General features: G+C 60.9%; 18 protein-coding genes and 1 pseudogene. 12 read left to right on the top strand and 7 right to left on the bottom strand.

Annotated features, from left to right (window positions below; translation table 11 throughout):
* Positions 1–21 precede the first annotated feature (21 nt).
* The 4 genes from IVB23_RS27390 to IVB23_RS27375 all read left to right on the top strand — a co-directional run bounded on the left by IVB23_RS27390 (position 22) and on the right by IVB23_RS27375 (position 4,320).
* Positions 22–1,218 (top strand): MFS transporter, encoded by a 1,197-nt coding sequence (locus tag IVB23_RS27390; RefSeq protein ID WP_247800674.1) that lies wholly within the window; start codon positions 22–24, stop codon positions 1,216–1,218.
* A 1,612-nt stretch (positions 1,219–2,830) separates the two neighbouring features.
* On the top strand, positions 2,831–2,998 hold the full coding sequence (locus IVB23_RS27385) for a hypothetical protein (protein WP_247800673.1): 168 nt from the start codon (positions 2,831–2,833) through the stop codon (positions 2,996–2,998).
* A 161-nt stretch (positions 2,999–3,159) separates the two neighbouring features.
* Entirely contained in the window at positions 3,160–3,342 is a 183-nt protein-coding gene (locus IVB23_RS27380) for a hypothetical protein (RefSeq protein ID WP_247800672.1), read from the top strand.
* 768 nt (positions 3,343–4,110) lie between these two features.
* Positions 4,111–4,320, top strand: coding sequence for a hypothetical protein (locus IVB23_RS27375; RefSeq protein ID WP_247321876.1), 210 nt, complete (start codon positions 4,111–4,113; stop codon positions 4,318–4,320).
* Here the strand turns inward: IVB23_RS27375 and IVB23_RS27370 are convergent.
* The 3 genes from IVB23_RS27370 to IVB23_RS27360 form a co-directional block, all read right to left on the bottom strand.
* Positions 4,298–4,690 carry a hypothetical protein gene (locus IVB23_RS27370; protein ID WP_247800671.1) on the bottom strand — a complete coding sequence of 131 codons (393 nt, stop codon included), beginning with the start codon at positions 4,688–4,690 and terminating at the stop codon, positions 4,298–4,300. The two genes, IVB23_RS27375 and IVB23_RS27370, sit on opposite strands and share 23 nt — an antisense overlap.
* 380 nt (positions 4,691–5,070) lie before the next feature.
* The gene (locus IVB23_RS27365; protein ID WP_247321875.1) at positions 5,071–5,286 is read right to left on the bottom strand and encodes a hypothetical protein; all 216 of its coding nucleotides are present in this window, start codon (positions 5,284–5,286) and stop codon (positions 5,071–5,073) included.
* Positions 5,287–5,585: 299 nt separating this feature from the next.
* Positions 5,586–5,978, bottom strand: a complete 393-nt coding sequence (locus IVB23_RS27360) for a hypothetical protein (protein ID WP_247800670.1) — start codon at positions 5,976–5,978, stop codon at positions 5,586–5,588.
* Here IVB23_RS27360 and IVB23_RS27355 point away from each other — a divergent pair.
* From IVB23_RS27355 to IVB23_RS27345, 3 genes are all read left to right on the top strand, one after another.
* The gene (locus IVB23_RS27355; protein ID WP_247800669.1) at positions 5,961–6,308 is read left to right on the top strand and encodes a sensor histidine kinase; all 348 of its coding nucleotides are present in this window, start codon (positions 5,961–5,963) and stop codon (positions 6,306–6,308) included. The genes IVB23_RS27360 and IVB23_RS27355 overlap by 18 nt on opposite strands.
* Positions 6,305–6,544 carry a hypothetical protein gene (locus tag IVB23_RS27350; protein WP_247321873.1) on the top strand — a complete coding sequence of 80 codons (240 nt, stop codon included), beginning with the start codon at positions 6,305–6,307 and terminating at the stop codon, positions 6,542–6,544. Before IVB23_RS27355 ends, IVB23_RS27350 begins: the two co-directional genes overlap by 4 nt.
* 316 nt (positions 6,545–6,860) lie before the next feature.
* Positions 6,861–7,043, top strand: coding sequence for a hypothetical protein (locus IVB23_RS27345; protein ID WP_247800668.1), 183 nt, complete (start codon positions 6,861–6,863; stop codon positions 7,041–7,043).
* A 261-nt stretch (positions 7,044–7,304) separates the two neighbouring features.
* Here the strand turns inward: IVB23_RS27345 and IVB23_RS27340 are convergent.
* Positions 7,305–7,712 (bottom strand): annotated as a pseudogene (locus IVB23_RS27340) (hypothetical protein).
* A 378-nt stretch (positions 7,713–8,090) separates the two neighbouring features.
* Between IVB23_RS27340 and IVB23_RS27335 the strand changes: the two are divergent.
* The 3 genes from IVB23_RS27335 to IVB23_RS27325 all read left to right on the top strand — a co-directional run bounded on the left by IVB23_RS27335 (position 8,091) and on the right by IVB23_RS27325 (position 9,498).
* Positions 8,091–8,321: a hypothetical protein gene (locus IVB23_RS27335; RefSeq protein ID WP_247800667.1), complete on the top strand. Its 231-nt coding sequence runs from the start codon at positions 8,091–8,093 to the stop codon at positions 8,319–8,321.
* An 83-nt stretch (positions 8,322–8,404) separates the two neighbouring features.
* A complete protein-coding gene (locus IVB23_RS27330) occupies positions 8,405–8,587 on the top strand; it encodes a hypothetical protein (RefSeq protein WP_247321871.1) in 183 nt (60 codons plus the stop codon).
* A 398-nt stretch (positions 8,588–8,985) separates the two neighbouring features.
* Positions 8,986–9,498, top strand: a complete 513-nt coding sequence (locus IVB23_RS27325) for a septal ring lytic transglycosylase RlpA family protein (protein WP_247800666.1) — start codon at positions 8,986–8,988, stop codon at positions 9,496–9,498.
* Positions 9,499–9,839: 341 nt separating this feature from the next.
* Here the strand turns inward: IVB23_RS27325 and IVB23_RS27320 are convergent, their stop codons facing one another.
* Positions 9,840–10,130 carry a hypothetical protein gene (locus IVB23_RS27320; protein WP_247800665.1) on the bottom strand — a complete coding sequence of 97 codons (291 nt, stop codon included), beginning with the start codon at positions 10,128–10,130 and terminating at the stop codon, positions 9,840–9,842.
* A 1,698-nt stretch (positions 10,131–11,828) separates the two neighbouring features.
* On the opposite strand from IVB23_RS27320, the gene IVB23_RS27315 reads away from it, so the two are divergent.
* A complete protein-coding gene (locus tag IVB23_RS27315) occupies positions 11,829–12,134 on the top strand; it encodes a hypothetical protein (protein ID WP_247321868.1) in 306 nt (101 codons plus the stop codon).
* A 32-nt stretch (positions 12,135–12,166) separates the two neighbouring features.
* Here IVB23_RS27315 and IVB23_RS27310 read toward each other — a convergent pair whose 3' ends face one another.
* On the bottom strand, positions 12,167–12,373 hold the full coding sequence (locus IVB23_RS27310) for a cold-shock protein (RefSeq protein ID WP_060912597.1): 207 nt from the start codon (positions 12,371–12,373) through the stop codon (positions 12,167–12,169).
* A 253-nt stretch (positions 12,374–12,626) separates the two neighbouring features.
* Between IVB23_RS27310 and IVB23_RS27305 the strand changes: the two genes are divergently transcribed.
* The gene (locus IVB23_RS27305) at positions 12,627–12,935 is read left to right on the top strand and encodes a hypothetical protein (RefSeq protein WP_247800664.1); all 309 of its coding nucleotides are present in this window, start codon (positions 12,627–12,629) and stop codon (positions 12,933–12,935) included.
* Positions 12,936–13,034: 99 nt separating this feature from the next.
* Here the strand turns inward: IVB23_RS27305 and IVB23_RS27300 are convergent, their stop codons facing one another.
* Entirely contained in the window at positions 13,035–13,697 is a 663-nt protein-coding gene (locus IVB23_RS27300) for a hypothetical protein (RefSeq protein WP_247800663.1), read from the bottom strand.
* Between the last annotated feature and the right edge of the window lie 340 nt (positions 13,698–14,037).

Raw genomic sequence — 14,037 nt, 5'->3', positions numbered from 1 at the left:
CGTGGATTGCCACGCAGCTATTTGGCACTGCTCGCCGGGCGTACGGTGTCGGAATTGGGTTCCGAAGTGACCGTGCTGGCGCTACCGCTGACGGCAATCACTCTGCTGGAGGCCGGCCCGGCACAGACCGGGCTACTGCTTGCCTACGGCCGGGCGCCGAACCTGATGATCGGCCTGTTCGCCGGGGTGCTCGTGGACCGCCTCCCACACCGACGCATCCTGCTGACCGCCAATTTGGTGATGGCGGTAACGCTCGCAACGATTCCGATTCTCGCCAGCCTTGGGCAACTCGGAATGTTCCTGCTATATATGGCGACCACGCTTGTCGGGACGGCCGCAGTTATCGCCGACTTGGCCTATTTGGCATGTGTGCCGACGGTCGTGGATCGGGCTCGACTCGTCAGGGCGCAGAGTTCCTGGCAGCTCAGCAGATCTGGCGTTGTGGCAGTCGGTCCATTCCTCGCAGGCTGGCTAGTCAGCGCGTTCTCCGCGCCGTTCGCAATTCTCGCCGACTCGGCCTCTTTCGTGCTCGCGACCGCGTTGCTGCTACTGGTGCCAATGCGGGCGGCTGAGCCACCGCCCGCTGGATCAGGTTCGGTACTCGGTCAGATCACGGAAGGACTGACGACGGTGTTTGGCAACCCAATTCTGCGTGCTGTCACGTTGGCCACCGGCAGCTTCATCTTCTGCTACAACGCTTACTCCGCTGTCTTTCTGCTCTATTTGACGAAGCATCTAGCTTTGGACGGCTGGACGACAGGGGTAGTACTCAGCATCGGCGCCCTCGGTGGTGTGGTGGGTGCGCTCACCGCATCGTGGGCCGGCCGCACGATAGGCCTTGGGCCTGTGTTGATGGTCGCCCTGGCGCTCAGCGCCGCAGGCATGACTCTGACAGCGCTTCTCACGCAGCCGCGATGGGCGGCAATCGTGTGCGTGGCGCTTTCGCAGTTCGTGCTGTGGTTCGGTCAGGAGATCTACAACGTACACCAGGTCCTCGTTCGATACGCGCTAGCTCCGGACCGGGTGCAGGGTCGTGTCAACGCGAGCATCCGAAGCGTAGTGTGGGGGCTTGCACCACTAGGTGCACTGCTTGGCGGTGTGGTCGGCGCCGGGCCTGGCCTGTGCACTACGCTATTGGCCAGCAGCGTGCTGGGCGCGGCCTCCGTGCTGTGGATCTGGCGATCGCCCCTACGTCATAAGCACAGCTTGCATCTCTGATCGCTACGGATTGGCAGACAGGGCTGTGTATGAAGATCCCCGAGCTCGGCGATCGCGAGCTACGGCGGCCTGACGTTGTGGCGGATCAACGTAAACTTCGTCGCGGACGGTCTTCCTTCTTTGTGGCGCTCTGGCGGCCACGCCTTGGCACTATGATGCCGTTGAGGTGAGGCCGTTCACACCATCAAGGATGAGGAGATCGACCCTGGCGAGGCTTTTCATGCGCGCGGCGATGCGACCGTCACCCTTAACCAGGGACAGCTCATCGATCAGGGGCGGCAGCCGAGTGTGACGATTTTGGCTAGAGTTTTTCGCACCAATTCCCGGCTGTGGAGGCCTCGTGTAGATCCTTCTTCATGTTGGCCACCGAGACTTGCAAGTATGTGGGCCAGGTCCAAGCGAATTGCCTAGTGAGAATCGGAAACTCTATCGCGCAGGCGGCGACTTAACTCACGGAAGCGAATCATAAGCTGCCGCCGGTTCGACCACCCGATCAGGGCTCTTGTTTCAACAAGAGCTCTTTAGTTCTTTCACTACAACGGGCTGATTGGGGCGAAATGTATTTTCCCGGAGCAAAGTGGAGTGTCTTTTGAGCGCCATTTGGTCTCGCTGATCATCAGGTTGCGCTGTGTCGACCGCTGCGCGATAGGCATCTCATGCCAGTCTCAAGGTTGCAAGAAAGCGGCTCAGTGCTGCCTGCGGCGCAGAACTGCTCTTGGATATATCGTTACGAAACGCAATACCGTTCCATCACTCGGAGAGCGGCTATCTCGGAGCGAGGCGCGCGTCGGGCAGGACGGCTTTCTCGGGCCCAGCAGGTTGCGCGCAGCCGCGGACGACGTGCACGGGAAGCAATGACTCGCGAGGCGGACAAGCCCTCTCTGGTGGGAACGGAGTGAAATTGACCCGTGAGGGCGCGCCCTCTTTGCCGTCGAGCACCTGAAACCCCCTCGCCGTCGGCCCTCACGGTACGCTCCTTGCGCTCTCCAAGCGACGCGAGCGTCGATCCAGCGGCTGCGCGAGGATTCAGCGCCGATCGCCTCTGTCGCCCGGACTTTCGAGTCGAGAATTTCGTCCGAACGCGCCATAAATCATGGTGGAGAGTGCTACACCGTAGTGTCCACCGCAAAAAGCCATCGGTTCACGAAACCTCTGATTTTGAAGGATTTTTCGTCGCTGAAAATCGGTGGCGGAGAGAGTGGGACTCCCTCCCCCGATCCCGCGAATACACTAAAACCGCCTAAAAACAAGGATGCAAAAAACCGGTCGGGTTTTGTGACCACCGCTGTGTACCACCGGATCGGCCCGGCAGGCCATCAACCTCAGGCGATTTGGAGGCGTCAGGGGGGCAGGCGTGCTTCCCTCCTCTCGTCGATTCTCGCCCGGACGCTGACCTGTGCGGGGCGGCGCCGCGTTCGGCGAATTCGGCGGTGGGTCTCATAGCGACGGCTGACCCGTCCGGGCGCCGGGCGGCCCCAGGTCGTCCCATACCAAGGATTCGGCAGCGACGCCTGGAACGGCGACCGGGTACGGGGCGATCGACCTCAATGGTGTGGACGAGCCGGATCGAAAAGAGGCTGCGGACCATCTCGGTTCTCCGCCGGAGGAGCGCATGATCGTCGTCAGCGTCGCCGGGATCGACGGCGATGCCGCCCCGGGCCTGGGAGAGCGTTTCCGAAATTCCACAGGATTGGATCGAGATCGGAGACGTCGGCGATCTGCCGGCGGGTGCGTCGCGGGCGACGACCTCAGCGTGACGGGCAAGCGATTCCAGCTGTGAGCTCGCCGTCCCGGCGGGCCGCCGCGCCCTCCGGAGAGGGACGACCCGACGTCGTCATCCTATGACCACATGCACGCGTCACGATGCCGCCCTGGGTTCCAGAAGGCTCAAAGGCAACGATGCAGAGAAGGTACTTCTTTCATATCCGGGACGGCGGCTTCGTGTCGGTGGACGACGAGGGAATGGAATTCGCGACGCCGCGCGAAGCGGACGCCTACGGCGCGCGCGTCGCCGTCGAGATCGGCACCGATGACCGGGATTACGACGACACCGAACTGTCGGTGGTCGATGCGCGCGGCAACGAAATCGCCCGCCATCAGATTCACCGGCAGTTGCGGCATTGATGGCTCATGACGATCTGGACATGAAGGCCTGAAGTTGGGCATGGCTGCCCTTTGGCGAGCGCTTCGGCAATGCCTCGGGCTCCTGGTCGCGGGAGGCAAGTCGGTGAATGGGCCTAGCGCTAGGTCCCCCGCGGCTGCCGGACCCCGATCGAGACGTTCCGTGCCGCCCCGGCGTAGCACTTGTCGCAAAGCGACCTCATTTGAGGGAAACGGAAAGATTAAGCGCCGGAGCTACCGCCGCACAATGCATCCTGGATCGCGGCCTGGAGCGCAGCCCCGCCTTGGGGGCTTTTGGGGGCTTGGGGGCGGAACCACGCCGGCCAGGCATTTTCGGGGCCCGAAGCACCAACGAGACCGCGCCGGTGTCGTTCCTCACCGGGCGGAATCTCCCGGATTTCCGAATGCAGAAGCCGACGGCGTCGCAGCCGCCCGCATCTCGCGCCAGCGTCCGACAACTACTTCGTCGGGGGGCGCAGCGGACTGTCTGCCCACTTGCGGGCCGTCGGGTTGCACAGCGGGTCGGGTACAAACGTAGCGCGACCGCCGCTCGTCGATCTTGTCGGGCACGGCAACCATCGGCTTGCCGCAGACCGGACACGCCTTCCTGATCGAAAAAAGCACCGCCATCGGATCTCCCCCGCACCGCAACTCTAATTCCAGCGACCGCGCCGACTCAAGCGGATGCCGAAACTTTTTCCGGCGGCACCGCGTCTTGACTCCCCGGGTAAGGACGTACTCAACTCTGGGCAGTGATCGTGGGAGTGCGTCATGGAGCAGGAGTTCTATCGGGGTCTCGCGCACCGGGTTCGAGCCCTTGCCGAGACTGCCGACCCGTTCACTCGGCGTCGTCTGCTGGACCTCGCCAAGCGGTACGACGCAAAGGGCGAGCCCTTGCGGTCCGGAGGGGCCGAACGCCCGCTGCCGGTGCCACGCATCACGCCGCCGGCGTCGGTCTTCACCGGGCCCGGCGAGGCCTGACAGCCCGATTAGGACTTACGCGGGCCATCCAAAGGCCCTCTCTCCCAGCTCGCCGTATCTCAGGTGCGAGCGCAACGCCCTGCGCAAGCGAAAGGCGGCAGACCGCTGTCGAAGGCGTTCGATGAAAGAGCCAAGAGATCCGCGCGGAAAGGTCAACCTTTAAGGTCGAACTGGCTGCGCAGGCCGCGATCGCCGCGATCATGTCGGTGCGACCCGCATCTTGCGGTCCGTGCGTCATGATCGTGACCTTCCAGGTATCCTCGTGCGGCACGACCGAGATGGCGAGATCCGTCGGCAACTCGCTGATATCCTCCATTTCCAGCCTGATCGCGGCCTCGAGTTCTTCCCGGGTTTTTGCCGGCTTCTTCAAGCGTCGGCCGTTTTCTGGCTGGCTAAGCGTGATGGGCCTATGCGCGAGCGCATGTTTGGGGCGATCATCGTCATCGACAACAACTCCTTTCTAGGCAGCCCAAGGCCGCCCTCGTTTCCTTCGCTTTCTGATAACCCCTCTCGCCGCTGCATGCTCCAGCGCCGCCGGCGAAATCGGGAGCTGACAAAGGATGCATCTGTTCGATTCCTCATTATGGAGCGCAATTGAATTGTGAACTGCTAAGCGCCACCGCGCAGACTGCAGCAGCCGCCTCGGACCCGCACGGGGCGAGCGCCGACAGGTCCAGCCGCGCAGACCGCCTCGTCTGAGAGACCGCAACCTCCCGCCGTTGCACGAACATCGCGCGCGGGCCCGGCGGGTCAGCCGTCGAGTAGGGTGCCGATGAGCTGCAGCAGCGCCTGGTGTTCCGGGCCACTGGCCCCATTGCGCAGGAATTTGCCGATCTCCGTATAGGACGACCGGCCGCCAGAGCTGACGTTCGGCCGGTGCTTCACGGCCGGCATCTGCGACGCCGGGGCGCGCGCCAAGAGCCAGACATCGCCATTGCTGCTTTCGTAGATCACGCGTTCGGACATGTCGATTAATCGATCCGGCGGCATTCCGTTCCCGATTGCAGATGGGGCGCGCGTGCCCTAGCATCCGCAGCAAAAGCGCCTCCCCCGCGGACCGCTGGGTGAATTGCCGGCCATGGAAACGAGGTGCCGAAGCCGCGCAAGGAAGTCGAGGAAAGGGCCGACGATGTCGTCCGAGCAACCTGATCCGGAGCTGTCCGAGACCGCCCAGCAGATCAACGATCAGTTCGACTCGGCAGAACTCTCGAAGGGCCATCGAGACGGAAGAATTCAAGTAGTTCCTCGATTACATCCCCATTGCCCTAGTCGTCTCGAAATTCTTTCGCGGCGATCAGCGCATCTGCTACGCGAACAAAGCATTCGAAACTCTCCTGGACCGGGACACGGATTGCGCGGGCAAGGGCTGGTCGATCCTGGCCGGATTCAAGGACGAAAACGATTCGAAGGTCACGCTGGACCTGGCAATGCTGCGAAGCGGAGAAGAGTTTCTCGGCACCTTTCGTGCGGAGCATCCAAAACCGCTTGTCGTCGAGGCCTTGTCCGGTCTCATTCAGAACGAGGACGGGAGCGAAAATTATCGCATAGCCGCGCTGATCGACATAACCGACCGGGAGCGCGAGGAGTATGCGCGCCGGATTCGCGACAAGGACACCCTGCTGCGGGAGCTGCAGCATCGCGTGAAGAACAATCTGCAACTGATCGTCGCGCTCATACGGCTCGAAGCGCGCAACGAAAGGCGGGGCGAAAAGGTCAACCTGCAGACGCTTGCCGGCCGCATCGAATCCTTGCACCTCCTTTACCAGGCGCTTTCCAGCGACGGCGCGGGAGACGAAGTCGATCTCGGCCACTATTTGAGCCAGATCGCGGCCGCCGTGATGAACACCTGCGCCGTCGAGGGAATTCGGCTCGATCAGAACACGGACTACGCGCCGGTCTCGGTCAACACCGCGCTGTCTGTGGGACTTGTCGCGAACGAGCTTCTGACCAACTCCTTCAAACATGCCGTCGCCGCGACCGCGGCGTGATCACGGTCGAATGCGTGCGCCACAGCGAGGACCGGTATCGTGTCGTCATCGCCGACGACGGCGTCGGTCTGCCCGAAGGCGGCGTCTGGCCGGTTCCGGGAAAGATCGGCGCGCTTATCGTCCAGACTCTGAGAGAAAGCGGAAAAACGGACCTCGACGTCCAAACCGCGCCAGGCCGGGGCGTTCGGGTGACGATGAACGTCGATCGAAAGGCGGCCGCGCGAAGTCGTCCTTGAGGAAGACTGTGCATCCGCGACAGCGGTTCGTACCTCACGCGCAACCAATCATCGCGTTTTGCTTTTGATGGACGCCGGCGGGGCGGGGGCAAATCAGAACTCCATCCGAGAGCATGACGATCGAGATCCGTCTCGGACTGGCGGTCATCAGCCTCTCCGCTCTGTCGGATCGAACCTCGTCGTCGCGTGACGCACAGCCAGAGCAGCTTGAGAACGGCTAGTCCGTCGTTGGGCCCTGATCGCCTCCCGAACTCGCCGCTGGTGCCGTTACCGCCTGATCTGCGGTCTCGGGCGCCGGCTGCACAGACGAGTTCGTTTGGACCGCCTGCTCCTGGGACGACGGGTTCGCTTCGCCGACCGCGGACGACCGACCCTCCGCCGCTTCAACGGCATCCAATTCGCGTCGCAGCTCGGCCGCCGTCTTCTCGAATCTTTCCCGATCGGCGTCGGTATTCATCGCCGGCGCGAAACGCTGCGCGCGGGCGATCTGCTCGAGTAGGAACTGCTTGCTCCGAGCCATGGCGTCATCTGGGTCGATACCCTGTCCCGTCGACCAATGCGCGAAGCGCGATTTCGTTGCCGTGGCAAAGGCTCGATTGCTTGCCCGTGGGGACAGCCGTTCCGGATCCGCCGATGGGTGACTTGGGCGATGCCACTGTGATCCGGAGGTCGGCGGTTTCGGACGCTGACGGACAAATCCGCGCGCTCTCCTCGCCGCAATGAGCTACGGCTTCGTCCAGGAGCGTTCTGAACGGGGCCGCTAGGCAGAGTAGGAAGCCTTCGCCCGCGCCCGTTCACGGGCCTCGCGGGCACGTTCGCGACGTTCGCGACGCTGCCTCGCCCGCTCGGCCGGCTGCGGCAGCGACGGCAGCGGCGCGTCTACGGCTGATACCGCCTCTATCGCCTGGTCGGCGACCGGGCGCGCCTCCATGAACTCCAGCACCGTCCGCCCCTTGACGGTGATCTTCCAGCCGCCATTTTCGCGCGCGACCAGGCCTTGCGAAAAGATGTCCAGGTCCGGCACGCGCGCGGCCAGCCGCTTGGTGCGATCGGCCTAGTCCCGACCGCCGGTCGCCAGGATCGCCATGTCGCGCTTGAGGTCGTCCATCACGGCAAATCCGTCCGGGTAGCTCACCAGGATCTTCAGCACCGTGACCTGAAAATTCACCCCCGCCTCCTCTCCGGTCAGCGCCACATGGTCGGCGCTTGCACGAGAGCTTGACGTCCGACCTGCTTGAGACCTTCGGGAGATATCAGTAACAGACGATGTCCGTTTCGCTTGTGAAGTAGTTCACAGATTGCAGCAGAAAAGCCAACTAGTTTTAAGGACAGCGCTGCGCGCACTGTCCCTTTGGGTGTTCTTTGCATCCCTCATCTAAGTCCCGTCAGAATAGATGGCCGGGATGTAATGCCCCGGTCAGGGGAATGGCGACGTCCCGGAGCGGGGATACTCCGCTCCGGCGACGTTTTGGAATGTTGCCTCGGGGCCACCTCACCCCGTGAAGCAAAAAAGGAATGAATTAGCATTCGTCAAAGGAAGACGACGATGATTGACGACCAGTTGGCGCGTGCACATCGCAACAATATTCAACGCTATCGCCACTTATTGCAAACAAGCTTGACCGAGTTTGAGCGCCAGTTTGTCGAAAGGCGCTTGAGCGAAGAGCAATCGAAGCTGGAGACGCTGGTCAGCTCGTGCTCAAGCAAAGTGCACCGCGACCAATCAGATAGCCTGGATACCTGCGACAGCTTCGGCATTCCGTGCCGAGACGGCTAGCCGGAGCACCACGGGACACTGCCCAACCACTTGCGCTCGCTCTCTGGTTGCGGTTGGATCATGGTTTTAGGACTGTTGATCCAATGGCCGTCCATTTGATTGTGGCGAAGATTCTCAGAGACGAGCTTGCTTTGCGGGGCATTCGATCCTTAACCGCGGAAGAGGCGATTGCTACTCGCATCTTTGAGCGGATCACTGAGCTCGAGCTGGAGCTTGCCGTGCGGGATTTCAACATCCCCACGAGCGGCGACGACGGACCAACGTGACGAGCCGGTCGTTACGTCCGTTTGCGATCCACTGCGAGCGAGGCTGGATAACGTACGCAGCGTCTTACGCGGCCTCTCGCCCCACTCAATTGTCGCGGTCCGTTTCAATGTCCTCCTAGTCTCTATAGTCAGGCGAAGACATTCACGCTACTGATTGAATCGCCTGCACGCACACGCGGTGTTGACGCTCGCTTCGCCAGAGAGCTCTAGAACTGCTCGCCGATTAACGTGATGCGTTGCAGCGGGCTATCTGCTTGCTGCACTGCGTCTACGTTCCGAACACATTCCAGAAACATCGGTATGAAATCACCTCTCAGCATATGAATCCCAGATGTGCCGGAACGCGCCTTATGAGTTTGCATTGTTTCTCTGTTTTGTGATTTGTAGCGAGGTCGATCATGCGTCCGCTTTCTGGAATGATTGTGATTGCAATGGTCTCCGCTTGGTCGGGGCTTCACGCGACCCCTGCTGTTGGGCAAACATTTAATGAGAGATGGTCTATCATTCCAAAGGCTCACGCGGAGCCCGCTCCTGAAGGACTCGACCAGATAAAGAAGGATGAGCCGCAAGCGGAACCTCCGGACGGACAAGAGGCCTTGAAAGATCGTTCAGGCGGTCAATCTTTCAATCGAGCCATTTCCGGAAAAGCCTCGTACTATTCGTATGCCAAAGGGAAGACAGCGAGCGGTTCATCGTTTGATCGGAATCTACTAACCGCGGCGCACCGCCGTCTGCCGTTCGGCACGAGAGTCCGCGTCATTGATCTTGAGACGAGTAAGTCGGTGGTGGTTCGAATCACCGATCGCGGACCATGGGTCCGTGGCCGCGTCCTCGACCTCTCGCTCGCCGCCGCGCGCAGCTTGGGGATTACGGATCGTGGCGTGGCTAAGGTTCGTGCTGAGGTGTTGTAGCGGACGTCCATGGCCCTGCGAAAACACGCAACCGCCGTCCGCACGCCCTTGCGTCAATGGTCCGGCTTTTGGCCTGAAACGAATCTGCCGTGCCTCTAAAGAACCCTGACGCTATCGCGGCCCTCGTATCGGCCATCAGGCTCGTCTACGGAGACGAAGTCGCGCGAACCATGCTCCTGGAGGGCATGAGCCTTGCCACGCTGCTGGACACGATGTTCTCCGCGCCGATAGCACATCGCGATGCCGTTCGATACGTCGCGACTGCCTTAGATGACTTCGCCGTTACACCAGAACTTGGCCCGGTCTGGCACCTTCGCTACCTGTATGATGACGAGCCCGGCTCATTTCGCGTCGTCGATATGGAGATAGCCACGCCGGCCGGTACGCTGTCCAGCAACGACCTTTGGCTTCGGCTGCCCGTCTAACAAGCTCGCAACCTCTGCAATGTGGCCCGTGCTGTCGACGATTAGCGAGCGCCCCGTGCGGTCCTTGACGGCCTTGTAGGTCTTGATCTTACCGGCCAGTAGTTCCTTGATCTGCGAGGAGCTCGCGGCGCGTAGCTTAGCGATAATGTCGTCCGACGTCAGGTTGCCGGAGAATTTCCCGGACAAGGACGACGTCGTCAGCGCCATCTTCCCCCGAGCAAATCTTCCAGGCTATCGGGAGACTCCGCAAGGAGGCCAGAGACGAGATTGACCGGCTTATTCGGTTTCTGGACGCGACCGAAAACCATATGCAACTGGAGCCCGACGACGAAGGCGACGACAGCGAGCTTGACGATCCGGCAGAGGATGATCCAGCTTCTCGCCGTAACCATGCGCCCTCAGGCTGGCGAGCTACGCGCTGAGGGCGAGCATGTGCCTCGCAATGCTCGGCAAGCGTCTGGATCGGCTTTGAGCCTGTAGCCGAATGAATACGCCGCCGGGATCGAAATACATTGTCCCGGCGGCGATCAGTCCAGCCCCGAGAGGGAACTAACAAAATCCCGGATACTCATCTTGCTTGCACGGACCGTGCCAAGTTTATTTTGGTGTTCCGGATGATCGATACCCTTTGTTCCCCGGCGGCCCCTTCTTCGGGAACAATTGGCAATCGAGCTCATTGAGGGATGGCTCCGGCGCCGTTCCCCAAGTAGCGGACGGCCTCAGCCTGCCTTGCCCACGGCTGAGGTCGTTTCCCTGCACCATCGGGAGCCCGATAAGAATTGCGGCAGACTGTCCAAGAGGATATCGAAGGCCAGCGCGCGCTCATCAAGAAGCTCCGCAGGAAGATGAACTAAAGGCCGCCTCCCATGGCGGCCTATTTCGTTGTGTGCCGAGCATGTTCGACAGCTTGGAGGTGAAAGTCTTCTGCCCAGCCTGATGGCGGCGAAGGGTTAGCGAAGCGCAAGGGCGTTGCCGCGAGGCAGGGTCTGAAGGAAGCGTGGAGCAAAGCCGCGAACCGATGGACAAGAACCGGATAAAAGAGGCCCGCCCGGCCGGACGAGCGAGCAACGGATCGCGAAGTCCACGGTCATCAACGGCCGGGGTGGTAAATCCGGCGGGTGCGCGGTGAAGGCGGTCGAACTTACCTCGGGAGATCTGTGGCGTTGTCCGGTCCTGCCGGACTGAACCCGCCGTGAGGCGTGTTGAGCGCGGTGCAGAAGTCAGCAGAGGGCATAGTAGGCGGAACGAGTTTCGCTGAAGGCCTGAACGCTGGAAGTGACGAGTAGATGAAGCGACATAGCATCGGCATGCGGCTGAATTCCGGGCATCCGGCCTCCGTTTGGAGAAAGGGTGAAACTCGGACTGGCGCTGATCGGAGGAGTCGAAGCCGAGGCCACGGTTGCTGATATCCAAACTACAGCGGCAATAGAACAACTCTTGCCGCTTAATCCAGCGAACCGCCGGATACGGACCCGTATGTCCGGTGGTGTGGGAGGGGCGGAGCCGCGAGGCTCCCCCCTATCCCGATTATGCGCGCGCGCTCAACGACATCGTGCTGATGGTGCGCTCAGACTCTTGGGAGGCCGGAACGTCAATCCACAGCCTCCGGCCTACGGCGCCGCTCCGTGACACCGGTCCGTATTTGCCCTACTTCGCTATTTCTCGGAGTGAGAGCGCACTGTCTGCAATAGGTTGAATGCCAGGGATTGGGTCGTGCCGGCGCCGTGGGTGACCTCATGCTTTGAGCACGATCTTAAATCGGCGTCATACACAACTGATGCCGCCTTCGGGCGGCCTCTTTGTTTAACATCGACTGCGAATGAATCGACTTTTTGCTAGCTTTTCCTTCACGACGGCTTCAAACTTCGGCTCATTAAGAACTCAGCTCTTTCGGGGGACATTGCAATGGCAAAACCTGCCGTTTCCCGTGATGCCTTTCGTGGGTTGTTCGCCTTCTATGCTGCGAAGGCTCATCACGACCACAAACACGAGGGCGAACATTGCCTTTTGAAGCTGTTCGGATCTGCGGAAGACATTCCTGAAAGCCTATTGCAGCAATGGTCGGACAAAGTTGACCTGCTCGGCTTCGAAACCGTTGGTCGCATAATGGAGCCGCGCGCCCATCAAATCACGGATGGCAACGCGCGTTACGACCATGCCAGCGACTTTCTCCACGCGCTCTTGAGAGACCTCGGGCAAAAAGTGCAGTGATCAAAACCGCCGATCTAATGTTGCGGCAGTCGTCAAACGCGCAGATTTTCTGCGCTGCTCTTGCCGCGCTTCCGATCAAGTTGAACTTCATAAGAGACCTTTTGGCCCTCAGCCAAGCCCGATAAGCCGGCGCGCTCCACCGCGCTAATATGCACGAAAACATCCTGGCCGCCGTCATCGGGCTGGATGAAGCCGAATCCTTTGGTCGCGTTAAACCACTTCACAATGCCTGTCGCCACGTCCGCCTCCCGGTTAACAATGACAGCAGCCTAGGTCGACCGCCTTGGGCCTGACAAGCAAAAAAACCCCAGCGCGCGAACGCCGGGGGTGTTTCCGAAGCAATCAGCTGGCCTAAGCAATGAGCGAACGATTACCTGCGACAGCTTCGGCATTCCATGCCGAGAGGGCTAGCCGGAGCACCGCGGGAAACCGCCTAACCACTTGCGCTCACCCTCCGGTTGCGGTTGGATTCGTTTTAGGACTATTGATCCAATGGCCATCCAATTAATTGTGGCGAAGGTTCTCAGAGACGAGCTTGCTTTGCGGGGCATTCGATCCTTAACCGCGGAAGAGTCGGAGGCGATTGCTGCTCGCATCTTTGAGCGGATCACTGAGCTCGAGCTGGAGCTTGCCGCCCGGGATTTCAACATCCCAACGAGCGGCGGCGACGGCCCACCGGACGCCTTCGAGATCATACGAATGGCCTCAGCACCTCAGCACCTCGCGCCCGCCTCCTCTGGCGCCGGTCTTGCTGCAGTTCGCCCAAAGGCAGGCCCCACAGTGGGGTCTGTTTCAGATTGAGGCGATCACATGCAGCCCACGTTTCGTTTCGATGCGACCGCGTCCTCCGGGCGTCGATCTCTATGTTGGAGAGTCGAGTTCTATCGGATACTTGCGATCTCAGGAGCAAGGACCGCGGGCTTTTAGCTGTGGGGCTGATGTAAACAGCGGCGAGAGTGCGTCGTTGCTGTTCTTGGTTGACCTTGGAATTCCGTCCGAATCATCCGACGCTGTCTCGCGCTTGACCGCGAAGATCACGGTTCGCCCGGTTTCGAGAACCGACCGGATAACTTTTTCAAGTTCGGCAGACTGCAGGATGGTCGTGCCAACCCAGGAGTTGGTGACGAGCGAGATGAATTCAGCGTTGGAGAGCCGTCGTCCGACATTGTCGAACCCAATAACGTTGCCGCCCTTCGGCCCCTTGAACCGTCCGTTCGTATGCAAGCTCTTCCAAAGGTCAAGCGGAAGATAGATTCCCTTGAACAAGCCCTCGTCGTTCGGATTGAACACGACGCGCGGACAGAATTTCAGGAAGAACGGATTGTTGCAAAGGCGGTAGCCCTCGGGCGCGCGGTCGGCGCCGCACTTGGCGAGTTCGGCCAGCAACACGTCCATGCGCTGGATTTCTTGCGTGAATTGATCGCCGTCCCGCCAGCGGAATTCGGGGCCGTCCTTGGCCTGTTCCATCGCCTTGTATTGCACCAGCACGAAGGCGCCGTAGGTCTCGTTGTAGCAGATAAGGTCGGCGCCGGTCTGTTCTTCCAGGGGCGTCCGGTTCGCCATGATCAGTCGGATTCACAAAGATCATGGCCGCGACCTTGGAAGCATCGCGGATGGCGTTGAATCCGGGCAAGGATGTGAAATCCTTGATGATCATCACGTCTTCGCGGACGCGTGCGCCCGGCAAGCCTTCGAGGAACGAAGCCGGTCTTCCAGGCGTCGGCGACCAAGAGAGCATTTCAGCCCGCGGCACCCCTGCGATCGCAAGTGCAAGTCCCAGGGATTCCTTTTGCACGGCAAGATTCTTCTCTTTCTTTCCATCTCAGACCCGGGATGGCCCGGGCGCGGTTCTCCGAAAACCGCGCCAGCCTTGCGGCCAGGTTGGGATCGCGCGCCGTCAACG

Source organism: Bradyrhizobium sp. 191, from assembly GCF_023100985.1.
Taxonomy (GTDB): domain Bacteria; phylum Pseudomonadota; class Alphaproteobacteria; order Rhizobiales; family Xanthobacteraceae; genus Bradyrhizobium; species Bradyrhizobium diversitatis.
The sequence above is the reverse complement of the archived record's forward strand: the minus strand, read 5'-3'. Positions and strand labels throughout refer to the sequence as shown.